Here is an 11,949-nt window from a genome sequence, read left to right as displayed (position 1 = left end):
TCAGGAGGAACGCCATGAAGCAGGTCTTCACCGCTCTCGCGCTCGGCTCGGTACTCGTGGGTGTCCCCGCTTTCGCGGACGCGGAGGTCGGCAAGCCGGCCCCGGCCTTCACGCTGAAGGACGAGGCGGGCAAGGAGCATTCGCTGTCGCAGTACAAGGGCAAGGTGGTGGTGCTGGAGTGGACCAACCCCGAGTGCCCCTTCGTGAAGCGCCACTATGAGGCGGACACGATGGCCAACACCTTGAAGGGCTTCGACGCCAAGAAGGTGGTGTGGCTGGCGGTGGACTCGACGGCGCACAACACGCCGGAGAAGTCCGCCACGTGGAAGAAGACGGAGGGCTTCACGTACCCCGTGCTCCAGGACGCCAGCGGCGCGACGGGCAAGACGTACGGCGCCAAGACGACGCCGCACATGTACATCATCGATGCCGAGGGCGTGGTGCGCTACGCGGGCGCCATCGACGACGACCCGCGCGGCAAGAGCGACAAGAAGGTCAACCACGTGCAGACCACCGTGGACGCGGTGCTCAACGGCAAGCCGGTGCCCGCGGCCACCACCACGGCGTACGGCTGCTCGGTGAAGTACAAGAGCTAGCCCGCACGATGGACGCATCCAGGCGGTGACGAGGGCTCTCTTCCTACCTTGGAGGAGGGCCCTTCGTGTTCATGCCGGGCTTGCGCGGGTCTCTTGTCATGTCCAACCGTCCGCCGGACCTTCTTCGGGAAAGGAGACGAAGCGATGTCTGAGATAAAGACCGACCCGTTGAAGAACGACGAGCGCACTGAAGAGGAGGACGAGGAACTCCAGCGCGAGGCCAGCGACGAGGAGGAGGGAGCCGAGCGCCGTCACGCGAACACGGCGTTCGTGAACGAGAGCAACAGCGCCGGCGTGCAGGAGAAGGACCCTGACTAAGAGTGGGACGTCAGCCTGCTCGTGCGTGAGGCCTCGCCTCGCAAGGCCTTGGCTGGACGCGACCCCACGTCAGGCATGCAAGGGGTTCTTCGGGTGAGGCCGTCCGCGCCGATGCGTATCCTCGGCTTGAGGCGGCCCTCTCTCTACTCGCCCCACATTCCTGGGAAGCAGGACGAGTGAGCACAGCGCGCCCAGCACGCACAGCCCCGCGGACACCCACAGCGCTTCACGGGTCCCCGCGAGGAACGCGTCACCCGTCTTGTTCGCGAGTCCTCCCAGGAGTGGCAACAGCGCCACCGCCAGGAGTCCGGCGATTCGCGCCACGGCGTTGTTCACCCCCGAGGCGATGCCCGCGTGCCGGTCCTCCACCGCGCCGAGCACCACCGCCGTCAGCGGCCCCACCGTGAGACTCAAGCCCAGGCCCAGCACGAGCACTCCCGGCAGCACGGTGCTCACGTAGCTTCCATCCTTGTGGATGAGCGTGAGCAGCGCCATGCCCACGCCCGCCAGCAACGGCCCCGCCGTCATCAAGGGCCGTGCGCCGATGCGTCCCGCGAGCCTTCCCACCCACGGCGAGAGCAACAGCAGCAGCACGGTGATGGGCAGCAGCGACGCCCCCGCCGCGAGCGCCGAGTACCCGAGCTGTTGTTGCAGCGCGAGGATGAGCAGGAAGCCCACGCCGCCCAACGCGAAGTACACCGTCAACGTCGTGAGGTTCGCGCCGGAGAAGGTCCGCGAGCGGAACAGCCCGAGCGGCAACATCGGGTTGTGCGCGCGTGTTTCGATGAAGAGGAACGTGGCCAACAGCACCGCGCCGAACACCGCCGCGAGCACGGGGGCCACGGACCAGCCATGCGCGGGCCCTTCGATGAGCGCGTAGATGACGCCGCCGAGTCCCAGCGCGGCCGTCACCGAGCCGGCGAGGTCCAGCTTGCGTGCATCACCCGTGGGTCGGTCGTCCGGCACGTGGCGCAGCGTGGCCCACGCGGTCAGCGCCGCCAGGGGGAGGTTGAGGAAGAACACCCACCGCCAGGAGGCCACGTCCACCAGCCAGCCTCCGAGCAGCGGCCCCAGCGCGGTGGTGACGCCGGACAGGCCCGCCCACGCGGCCACCGCGCGCTGTCGGTCCGCTTCGGGGAACGAGGTGCGCAAGAGCGCGAGGCTCGCGGGTACCAGCAGCGCCGCGCCCATGCCCTGCGCGGCCCGGAAGAGGGCGAGCGTCCAGGCGTTCGGCGCCAGGCCACACAGCACGGACATGGCGGTGAAGCCCACCACGCCCAGGAGGAAGACACGGCGCTGTCCCCACGCGTCGCCGAGCGCGCCGCCAGTGAGCACCAGCGAGCCGAGGGTGAGCAGATAGGCATCCACGGCCCACTGAAGGCCGGTCAGCCCCGTGTTGAGGTCTCGACCCAGGGCGGGCAGCGCCACGTTGACGGCGGTGGAGTCGAGGAAGGCCATGCCGCTGCCGAGCACGCTCGCCAGGAGCACGCCGCGTCCCCTCGCACTGGCATAGGACACGGACGGCGAGCCGGGAGAAGTGTCGGAAGGCATACGGCTCAACCGTGGGACGTGCGCCTCCGTCGCGCCACTCCCCGGGGGCCACGGGTGTCAGCCACCCTGGTGGCGAGAGCCTGGTCGCACGGATGCCCGGCACGTGGATGAGCGGGGCCGTCGTGCACACCCTGTCCGCGGGCGACGGGCAATCAGGGAGAAGAACCATGGCGACCGAGTGCAAGCACATCGAGCAGGCGGGCAACCCCGAAGCGCGGACCGACGGCTGTGAGGAGTGTCTGAAGATGGGGGCCGAGTGGGTCCACCTCCGGCGCTGCCTGGAGTGCGGTCATGTCGGGTGCTGCGACTCATCGCAGAACAAGCACGCGACGAAGCACTTCCACCAGACGAAGCACCCCGTCATCCAGTCGTTCGAGCCAGGGGAGACGTGGGTGTGGTGCTTCGAGGACCGTCTGATGCTGGATGAGCGACCGGAGCAGGAAGCCTCGACTCGAGTCTAGGGACGGTGGCCTGGGTGGTGAGGGCTCACGCGAGCTCCAGCCGAAATGACAGCGCATCCATGGCTCCGGGCCGCATGCACCCGGAGCCATGTTCCGCTCATGCCGCCACGGGTTCGACGCGAGGCCGCGTGCGCGCGGAGACCTGCTTGCGCCGTCCCTTGCGCAGCACGTCCAGCGACACCTCTTCGTCAGTGGCCAGGGCCATCAGTCGCTGGAGGTCATCCACGCTGCCGACGGCGCGACGGTTGATGGCCAGCAGCAGGTCCTCCGGCTGGAGCCCCGCGTCGTCCGCGGGCGTCCCGTCCTGCACCCGGAGGATTCGCACCGCGCGAGGCTGACCCGTGTCGCGCGCATGCTCCGCGTCCAGGTTCACCGCCACCGCGGCGATGCCGAGGAAGCGCCGCTCCACCTTGCCTCGCTGGATGAGCAGGCTGGCCACCCACGCCGCCGTGGTGGCGCTCACCGCGAAGCCGATGCCCTGCGCGTACGGCAGCACCAGCGTGTTGAGCCCCACCACCTCGCCTCGCGTGTTGATGAGCGGCCCACCGGAGTTGCCCGGGTTGATGGCCGCGTCCGTCTGGAGCATGCCCTCCAGGATGACGCCGTCGGGCAGCGTGACGCTGCGGTTGACGGCGCTCACCACCCCGAGCGCCACCGACTGCTCCAACCGGAAGGGATTGCCAATCGCCATCACCAGCTGGCCCACGCGCACCGTCTCCGGCGCGGCCAGCGGCAGCGTGGGGAAGTCGCCGCCCTCCGCTCTCACCACCGCGAGGTCCGTGGGCGCGTCACCGCCCACCAGCGAGCCTCGCAACTCCTCGCCGTTGGACAACTGCACCGTCAGCTTGCGAGAGCCCCGCATGACGACGTGGCGGTTGGTGAGCACATAGCCATCTGGCGTGAGGAAGAGACCCGTGCCGTGGCCCCGCGCGTGCTCCACGCCCACCACCGCGGGCGAGGCGCGCGAGACGAGCGTCTCCAGGTCGTCCGAGAACTGTTGCAGCAGCTTCATCGCGTCACCCCTCTCCTCACGAACGCTTGCCGATGGTGATGGGCACTTCCCGCACCTCGCCGGCTCTCAGCACGCGCGCCGGCACGGAGGTGCCCACCTTCTCGTCCCCCAGGTAGCCGAGCAGGTCCTCCACGCCGTGCAGCGACTGGCCGCCCAGGCTCACCAGCACGTCCCCGAGCAGCAGGCCGGCCCGGTGCGCCGGACCGTCAGGGTCCACGGAGAGGAAGATGAGCCCCGCCTCCGCGCCCGCCGCCGCCCACTGCTGCTGTGGCAGCTTCACGGGGTACGCCCCCACGCCCAGATAGCCGCGACGGATGCCTCCGTGCTCGCGCAGTGACGCCGTCACCCGCGTCAGCGTGTCGTGCGGGATGACGACGGCCGAGGTGCGCGAGAACGCCGCGGTGAGCAGCCCGACGAAGCGTCCCTCCACGTCCACCAGCGCGCCTCCGGAGAAGCCGGGCGGCAGGTCCGCGTCCGTCTCGAGGTAGCGGTCCACGCGTCCGCCCGCGTGGGTGCGCCAGCCCTCGCCATGCGTGCTCACCATGCCGAGCGTGGCGCGCGCCGTGCGCCCCGGGCGCGCCACCGTGACGACGAGGTTGCCCACCTTCACGCCCTCCAGCGGCGCGAGCGCGAGTGGGGTGAGCTTCGTGGCGTCGATTTTGAGCAGGGCCACGTCCGTGCTGGCGTCGCGGCCGATGAGCTCCGCGGACACGGTGCGCCCGTCGGACAGGCCTACCTGGAGCTGGCCCTCGTGCTCGACGGCGTGGCTGGTGGTGACGATGTGGCCCTCGGCGCTCCAGACGAGGCCGGTGGCGCCACGACGGCGGCGAGCGTCCACGCGGACGACGCTCGGTGAGGCTCGCTCCACGACGGAGGCGAGGGCGTGGGAGAGGGCGGGGAGAAAGTCGGTGGACATGGCGTGTTCCTTTCGAGGCGGAAGGTAAAAGCCTCGAAGGCGCGCCACATCGGCGAACCGGGCAGGGTGCTCACCTGCCCGTTCGGGTAGGTCGCCCCTCCTTTCGGGGGGCTCCGCGCGCTACTCCTCGATGACGACGCGGATGGGAGGAGAGACACCGCCGCCCGGCCCGCTGGTCTCCAGCGTGACGTCCACCGCCCCGGCTGTCGCGAGCGCTTCGGCGGGGAGGAGTGCCTCGTAGTACTCCAGCCGATGGTCGGCGTAGGACACGGCCTTGAGGCTCGAACGGAAGTCCCGCCAGCGCAGCACCGTGGTGGAGTGGATGCCCTGTCCCTTGATTCGGAGCGCCAAGGCGGGCGCACCCCTGAGGACGCGCATGGGCTCCAGGTGGGTCAACAGCGGCGCGGGTCGCTCGGAGACCACGTTGAGGAGCGCGGGCAGCGACACGCCTCCACCTTCCGCGGCGCGAGACACCTTCAGCGGGCGGGCCCCCACCTGCTCCAGCGTCGTGGCCTCCAGCCACGCCACGGAAGACCACGCGAAGGACTGGGACTGGTCACCCCAGTCCAGCGTGGTACCCAAGGCGCGCTCGCTGCCTCCGGTGAGCCAGAAGAAGTTCTCTCCCGTCACGAAGAGCTCTCGTTTCTCCGTGGCGGCCCACTCTCCCTGGGAGAAGACCCCCGGTACCACCCAGCGAAGGTGGGGTGGGAGGGCGCCCTGGACTCTCAGATAGGCGGGGGCGCTCAAGCCGGCGCCCAGGGTGAAGGTCCGTATCTCATGGACCCGCGGGGCCGCGACCTCCGCCTCGCTCAAGGTCCAGGTCGAAGGGGAGCTGAACTCACGCACCACGCCATCCACGAAGAGGACCGAGGCTTGAGCGGAGCCCCCCGTGACACGCGTCCAGATGCTCACCTCGCGATAGAACTCGTGGCTCGCGCCCACATCCACCACGGAAGTGCTCAGGGTGACAATGGGCTGTCCCGCGGCGGCGAGGACGAAGAACTGCTCCGGGCTCTCTCCACCCCCGGGGCCCGGGGTGAACACCGTCACCCGGCCGACGCCGGGTTGCGCCACCTGGTCGGCGGGGACCTCCGCCCACAGCGTGGACCGCGGGCCAGGGCCCGCCATGCAGGTTCCCGGTGTCTTGCATATCCATTGGGTCGGCAGCGCCTGGCCATTCCACCGGACGACCGAGAGGGGGCTGAAGCCCTGGCCCTCGACGCGCAGGCGCAGGACGCCACCGCCGGCGAGGGCATGGAGCTGCCCGACGTCGCTCGAGACCTGTTCGATGATGGGCATGGGCCGCTCCGCATGCACCACGAGCAGCAGGGGCAGGGTGGTGCCTCCTCCGGGCGCGGGCGTCTTCACGGTGATGGTGCGCACCCCTTTCGTCGCCAGGTCCTCGGCCTGGAGCTGGATGGACAGTTGCGACGGGCCGTGAAGGCGGGAGGGGCGCTCCTGTCCGTCCACGAGGATGACGGACTGGGGCGTGAAGCTGGTGCCCATGACGTAGAGCAGACCCGGCGCATCGCCGACGGAGAGCACCGAAGGCAACAGCGAGTGGGCGATGGGCGAGGGGGGCTGGGCAATCACCTGGACGAAGAGGGGCGCGGACACGGCCCCGTCGAAGTCGCGCTTCACTGTCACGGGGATGGTGCCGGGCTGGGCCAGCAGGGCGGCGGGGACGTTGAAACTCCAACTCCCTTGAGAGCTCGGGCCGGAGAGCCGCTCGATGCGGTGGCCGTTCCAGAAGAGCGCCTGCGCCGAGCTGATGCCCAGTCCTTCTCCCCTGAGCTGGAAGGAGACCTCCTCCGAGCCCGCGAGCACCCAGGCCGGGGACACGGCATGCAGCACGGGCTCGGACCTCACGGCGAGAGCATGGCTGGAGGACTGTTTTGATTCGTCGGGGCCGGGCGTCTCCAGCGACACCTGGACGGTGCCGACTTGCACTCGCGCGGTGATGGGAAGCTGCGCCTGGACCCGGTTCTTTCCGTCGTAGGTCGTGGTGGTCAGCGGGGTGCCATTCCACCTGACCACCGTGTTGGAGCGCACCTGGAGCCCGCTGACGATGATGCGGTCGGGTGCACTGCCCGCGTTGCCATGGTGCAGGTCGGTGGCGTTCAGCGTGGGAGGCCACACGCCGGTGATGACCGGGGCGGGGCTCGTCAACGTCAAGGGAAGGGGCTCCGAGCGGGCGGTGCGGGGGCGCGTGACCTCGATGACGAGGGCATCCCGCCCCCCCTGGGCTTTCAAGGCCGACGGTGGCAGCCAGAAGCTCCCTTCGTGGGGGCTCGTCACCGTCAACGGATAGGGCCTGTCGCGGAAGATGGCGTGGCTGCCGAGCAGGAGGTTCTTCCCTCTCACGGTGATTTGAACAGCTTCCGCGGGCTCCGATTCGAGCGTGTCGGGTGTCACGGAGGTCAGCTGGGGAGGGGACACGGTGAAAGGGATTCGGGCGGACCTGATGCCGTCCCGGTACTGACCGCTGGCCGAGGGAGCCCATACTTCAAAGAAGGAGTCCGACCTGATGGTGGGGTGCCAGGCGGGAACCCGGGCCCTCAGCTCCGTGTCGCTCACGAACGTGGTTTCCAGGCCCTGTTCGTCCAGGAGCACGCGACTGAACGGGACGAAGCCGACGCCGAGCACCTGCATGCTCATCTCGGTGCCCTCCACGTTCGTGATGAGCACCTCACCCAGGGTGATGGAGGAGGGGCGCTCCACCTGCGAGGGAGGGGACCCCGCGTCGGGTTTCTCGGAGGGCATGGGGCGCTCGAGGCCTGGCCCACAGGCACAGAGGACCCACAGCAGACACACCCACCCTCGCGTGACTTCCTGGCGCATCTGGACGGTTTCCTTTTCGGGGCCGACGTCGCCCTTCATGACACGCGGGGGCCCATTTCCGCGCAACGGCACCGTGTGCTACCGACCGGGCATCGAGACGGTGTAGGTGGGAGACCGCGCACCCTGGAAGAAGGGCGGGTTGCCGGGCGCCACGCGGATGTCGAGCGGGAAGGTCGCCAGTCCCGCCACGAGGTAGGAGTCCAGTCGTGCCCTCAGCTCCATGTTGCTCACGAACTCGGTGGGAAGGGCCACCTGGGAGACGTGCACGGTGCTGGCGGGGATGAAGTCGGTGCCCACGACGATGAGCTGAATCTCCGGGTCCGCGTTGTTGATGGCGATGGACATCACGATGACGGTGCTGGGGGGCTGAAGGAGGTATTCGGAGGGGGAGTCCCGTTCATCGAGGCCGGGCCCGCAGGCGGTGAACAGGCCCAACAGGCACAGCCATCCTCCCAGCGGCTCACGGCGCATCCGGATGCTTCCTTTCTTCATCCCTGGTCGTGACAAGTCACACCCGACGCGTGATTCCTGCGCAAATTCACTCAGGTCAGCGTGTCGGCAGCTCGCGGAAGGTCATGCCGACGAGCCCGAGGCGATGCACGGCGTCCATGAACCGCTCGGTGCCGATGAGCATCGTGGCGAAGTTGCCCACGCGGAAGAGGTCGAGCTCCTGGGGGAGGGATGCTGCGTCCAGGATGGGTTCGTCGGGGCGTCCGAAGCCGTGTCGGCCACAAGCATGACAGTACGGGGGGGCATCCGGGGGAATGCAGTCAAGGTGCAACCGGCCGCGCAGCTCGATCTGGAGTTCCAGCAACTCGGGCGGGTTCTTCTTGCGGAATCGCAGCTCCGTGCGGCCACCGAGCAAGCCCTGCACGCCCTCGGACTGAAGTTGTTCGAGTGTTTCCCGGCGCACCAACAGCATGGAGTTTCCCCACCATCCGAAGGGGCCAAACTCTCCGAAGGCTCGACCCACCAACGGCCCGAAGGCCGTTCCAGGTGTCAGCACTGCATCAAGGGGAGCCAAGGGACGCACCAACTCACGCAGGCGCGCGAATTCAGGAAAGGACTCAAGCCTGGCCTTCTCGAACTCGTGGTGCTCCGGCAAGTGTGACAGGTCGACGCAAGGGTATTCGCGGCCAGAGCCGCTCCAGGTGGCGCCACACGTAGGGCAGCTCACTCCGGGCAGTCCCCACTTGTGCGCGGCGTTGAACTCGCCGTCGTACGCCGTTGCCGCCGCCTCGTCCTCACGCAACCAGAAGAACCGGGTCATTGATTTCCTAAGCTCCTGGGCGGGAATAGTACGGCTGGATGGGGCCCCCCATGAGTTGGAAGCGGTAAATCAGCTCCCCTGCGTGCCGGAAGATCTCCTCGGGCGAGGCGTCAGGGTTTTCGGACTTGAAGGCTCGCCACGCTTTATTCCAGGGCCCTCCGCGTCCTCCCACGTTGTGAATGCGGTAATGAAGGTCGCGCGGAATGGGCATGGTGTAGTTGTGGATCTTGACGCCTTGCCTCGTGAACCAAAGCGAAAGGACTTCCTCTTGGGGGAAGATGTGGTGCTTCTCCCAACGCCCCGGCGTGAGCTGGTGTGAAGGGGGGATGATGCTGTCTGGGGCGCCGTTCCAGTTGGGGAACGTCATGAGGGAGCCGGGAGGCAACTTCTGCGCGCCACCCCAGTTCCTCCGAGGGCCGCTGCCCGGTGCCGCTGCAGCCGCAGGCGGACGCGAGGGAGGGAAGCGCGCCAGCTCGACCGCTACCTGCGTGTCCTCGCAGCGGTAGAAGCCGCAGGCGTCGTCCAGGCAGAGGAGGGTGACGCACTGGTCTTCCCCAGGGGCGTCGCATTCCTGCTCCGCCCCTTCCCAAGCCTGCTGAATGGACGGCTTGCTGACCGTGGAGCATCCCAGCCAGGACACTGCGAACAGCGAAAGCCAGAAGCTGTGAGGGATTCGCATGGGCTGTGAGAACTATCAGTTGTGGTCCGGTTCGACTCGGACCGGAGTGGAGAGGGTCAGCGTGTCGGCAGCTCGCGGAAGGTCATGCCGACGAGCCCGAGGCGATGCACGGCGTCCATGAACCGCTCGGTGCCGATGAGCATCGTGGCGAAGTTGCCCACGCGGAAGAGGTCGAGCTCCTGGGGGAGGGATGCGGCGTCGAGGATGGGTTCATCGGGGCGGGTGAGGTCGAGCCGGCCACAGGTCAAGCACGGTGGAGGCGTGTCCGAGGGAATGCAGTCAGGGTGCAACCGGCCGAGCGGCTCGATTTGGAGTTCCAGCAGCTCGGGCGGGTTCTTCTTGCGGAAGCGCAGCTCCGTGTGGCCGCCGAGCACGCCCCGCACGCTCGCGGCCTGAAGTTGTTCGAGTGTGTCCCGGCGCACCAGGAACCGGGAGCTTCCCAACCAGCAGAAGGGACCAAACTCCCCGAAGGCGCGACCCACCAACGGCCCGAAGTTCGTTCCAGGTGGCAGCGTTGCACCGAGGGGTGCCAAGGGGCGCACCAACTCGCGCAGGCGTATGAACTCAGAGAAGGACTCAAGTCGGGCCTTCACGAACTCATCGCGCTCGGGCAGTCGAGACAGGTCGACACAGGGATAGTCGTGGCCAGAGCCGGCCCAGGTGGCGCCACAGGCGGGACAGCTCAATCCGGGCAGTCCCCATTTGTGCGCGGCGTCGAACTCGCCGTCGTACGTTGTTTCCGCCCTGTCTTCACGCAACCAGAAGAACCGTGTCATCGATTTCTACGCTCCCGGGCGGGAATAGTACGGCTGGATGGGGCCGCCTGTGAGCTGGAAGCGGTGAATCAGCTCTCCGGCATGCTTGTAGATTTGCTCGGGCGACGCGTTGATATTCAAGTCCTTGAAGTCTCGCCACGCTTGATTCCATTGCCCTCCACGTCCTCCCACGTTGTGAATCCGGTAGTGAAGGTCGCGTGGGATGGGCATCGTGTAGTGGTGGATTTTCACGCCTTGTTTGTCGAACCACCTCGCCAGGTCCTCTGACTGGGGGAAGATGTGGTGCTTCTCCCAACGCCCCGGCGTGAGCTGGTGTGAAGGGGGGATGATGCTGTCTGGGGCGCCGTTCCAGTTGGGGAACGTCATGAGGGAGCCGGGAGGCAACTTCTGCGCGCCACCCCAGTTCCTCCGAGGGCCGCTGCCCGGTGCCGCTGCAGCCGCAGGCGGACGCGAGGGAGGGAAGCGCGCCAGTTCGACCGCTACCTGCGTGTCCTCGCAGCGGTAGAAGCCGCAGGCGTCGTCCAGGCAGAGGAGGGTGACGCACTGGTCTTCCCCAGGGGCGTCGCATTCCTGCTCCGCCCCTTCCCAAGCCTGCTGAATGGACGGCTTGCTGACCGTGGAGCATCCCAGCCAGGACACTGCGAACAGCGAAAGCCAGAAGCTGTGAGGGATTCGCATGGGCCGCGAAAGCTACCAGCTGCTGTTCACCTCGCGGACTCCTTATCCATCGCGTGAGGTGAGCAGCGCCCCTCCCGGACCGAAGCCCAGCGTGAGGCAGAGGATGCGATGGTGCCCGTTCTGTCGAAGCTCCATGCGCGCCGCCTCGGCGGCCAGTTCCGCGTCGTTGAGCACGAGCACCTCTCCGCCACCCGGAAGAGCAGCTTCCTCCAGGATGTCGGCCACCAGTGCTGCATGGCCTTCCCACCCATAAGTGCAGCCTCCCGGAACGAGGGCCTCATCCAAGGGACAGGGAAGCGCCAGACACAGGCCCTCCACCGTGAGGTCTCGTGCACAGGTCCGCAGCGCGTTGGCGATGAAGCGCACCGCCGCGACGATGTGATGCCCATCCGTGGGACGAGGCATCCCAATGAAGAGGCGCGGCAGCGCCGTGATATCCCGCTCGAAGACACGCTGGGCTCCCGGACTCGCGCACTTGAGGCTCGTCTGGCCCACGTCGAGCACCAACGGCGTCCGAGCCGCCACCAACCCAAGGCCCGCGTGCACGGGCGCGAAGCGCGGCGACTCCGATACATAGACGGGACACCCGAGCACGGCAGTGGCCTTCGCCACCCCCACCTCGAAGCCCTCCAGGCAGGCCAGTCCTCCACTCAGCCACACCGCGTCCACGGCATGCCGGTGCACCAGTTGTTCGAGGGCACTCGTGAGTGCTGGAAACAGTTGCTCCGCGAGCTGAACCTCGGGCACTCCCGCGCGTCGGTCCGACTCTACTCGCGGCGCTCCGAGCAACTCCCACAGCTCGCGTCCGAACACCGGGAGGTTCCACACCTCCAGCGGTGTCACACCCTCCG

13 protein-coding genes are annotated in these 11,949 nt (G+C 68.0%); 3 read left to right on the top strand and 10 right to left on the bottom strand.

The window, feature by feature from the left end; genetic code table 11:
• Positions 1-14 precede the first annotated feature (14 nt).
• Together ACN469_RS01870 and ACN469_RS01865 are read left to right on the top strand one after the other, a co-directional pair.
• Positions 15-596: a thioredoxin family protein gene (locus ACN469_RS01870; RefSeq protein ID WP_498763505.1), complete on the top strand. Its 582-nt coding sequence runs from the start codon at positions 15-17 to the stop codon at positions 594-596.
• Between the two features lie 144 nt (positions 597-740).
• Positions 741-914: a hypothetical protein gene (locus tag ACN469_RS01865; RefSeq protein WP_498763503.1), complete on the top strand. Its 174-nt coding sequence runs from the start codon at positions 741-743 to the stop codon at positions 912-914.
• Positions 915-983: 69 nt separating this feature from the next.
• Here the strand turns inward: ACN469_RS01865 and ACN469_RS01860 are convergent, their stop codons facing one another.
• Positions 984-2,465 carry an MFS transporter gene (locus tag ACN469_RS01860; protein ID WP_498763501.1) on the bottom strand — a complete coding sequence of 494 codons (1,482 nt, stop codon included), beginning with the start codon at positions 2,463-2,465 and terminating at the stop codon, positions 984-986.
• Positions 2,466-2,632: 167 nt separating this feature from the next.
• Here ACN469_RS01860 and ACN469_RS01855 point away from each other — a divergent pair, with 167 nt between their 5' ends.
• Positions 2,633-2,926: a UBP-type zinc finger domain-containing protein gene (locus tag ACN469_RS01855; protein ID WP_498763499.1), complete on the top strand. Its 294-nt coding sequence runs from the start codon at positions 2,633-2,635 to the stop codon at positions 2,924-2,926.
• Positions 2,927-3,023: 97 nt separating this feature from the next.
• Here ACN469_RS01855 and ACN469_RS01850 read toward each other — a convergent pair whose 3' ends face one another.
• The 9 genes from ACN469_RS01850 to ACN469_RS01810 form a co-directional block, all read right to left on the bottom strand.
• Positions 3,024-3,938, bottom strand: coding sequence for a S1C family serine protease (locus ACN469_RS01850; RefSeq protein ID WP_498763497.1), 915 nt, complete (start codon positions 3,936-3,938; stop codon positions 3,024-3,026).
• 16 nt (positions 3,939-3,954) lie between these two features.
• Positions 3,955-4,854, bottom strand: a complete 900-nt coding sequence (locus tag ACN469_RS01845) for a S1C family serine protease (protein ID WP_498763495.1) — start codon at positions 4,852-4,854, stop codon at positions 3,955-3,957.
• 120 nt (positions 4,855-4,974) lie between these two features.
• Complete coding sequence (locus ACN469_RS01840; RefSeq protein WP_498763493.1) at positions 4,975-7,617, bottom strand: choice-of-anchor Z repeating domain-containing protein; 2,643 nt, start codon at positions 7,615-7,617, stop codon at positions 4,975-4,977.
• Between the two features lie 156 nt (positions 7,618-7,773).
• Positions 7,774-8,187 (bottom strand): choice-of-anchor Z repeating domain-containing protein, encoded by a 414-nt coding sequence (locus tag ACN469_RS01835; RefSeq protein WP_498763491.1) that lies wholly within the window; start codon positions 8,185-8,187, stop codon positions 7,774-7,776.
• Positions 8,188-8,242: 55 nt separating this feature from the next.
• Positions 8,243-8,965, bottom strand: coding sequence for a SitI6 family double-CXXCG motif immunity protein (gene sitI6 / locus ACN469_RS01830; RefSeq protein WP_498763489.1), 723 nt, complete (start codon positions 8,963-8,965; stop codon positions 8,243-8,245).
• Between the two features lie 7 nt (positions 8,966-8,972).
• Positions 8,973-9,644 (bottom strand): SitA6 family polymorphic toxin lipoprotein, encoded by a 672-nt coding sequence (gene sitA6, locus ACN469_RS01825; RefSeq protein ID WP_498763487.1) that lies wholly within the window; start codon positions 9,642-9,644, stop codon positions 8,973-8,975.
• A 56-nt stretch (positions 9,645-9,700) separates the two neighbouring features.
• A complete protein-coding gene (gene sitI6 / locus ACN469_RS01820) occupies positions 9,701-10,420 on the bottom strand; it encodes a SitI6 family double-CXXCG motif immunity protein (protein ID WP_498763485.1) in 720 nt (239 codons plus the stop codon).
• 6 nt (positions 10,421-10,426) lie between these two features.
• Positions 10,427-11,098 carry a SitA6 family polymorphic toxin lipoprotein gene (sitA6, locus tag ACN469_RS01815; protein ID WP_498763483.1) on the bottom strand — a complete coding sequence of 224 codons (672 nt, stop codon included), beginning with the start codon at positions 11,096-11,098 and terminating at the stop codon, positions 10,427-10,429.
• Between the two features lie 42 nt (positions 11,099-11,140).
• Positions 11,141-11,941, bottom strand: a complete 801-nt coding sequence (locus ACN469_RS01810) for an ROK family protein (RefSeq protein ID WP_498763482.1) — start codon at positions 11,939-11,941, stop codon at positions 11,141-11,143.
• Positions 11,942-11,949 lie beyond the last annotated feature (8 nt).

The organism is Corallococcus terminator, assembly GCF_049194865.1.
GTDB classification, from domain to species: domain Bacteria; phylum Myxococcota; class Myxococcia; order Myxococcales; family Myxococcaceae; genus Myxococcus; species Myxococcus terminator_A.
The sequence above is the reverse complement of the archived record's forward strand: the minus strand, read 5'-3'. Positions and strand labels throughout refer to the sequence as shown.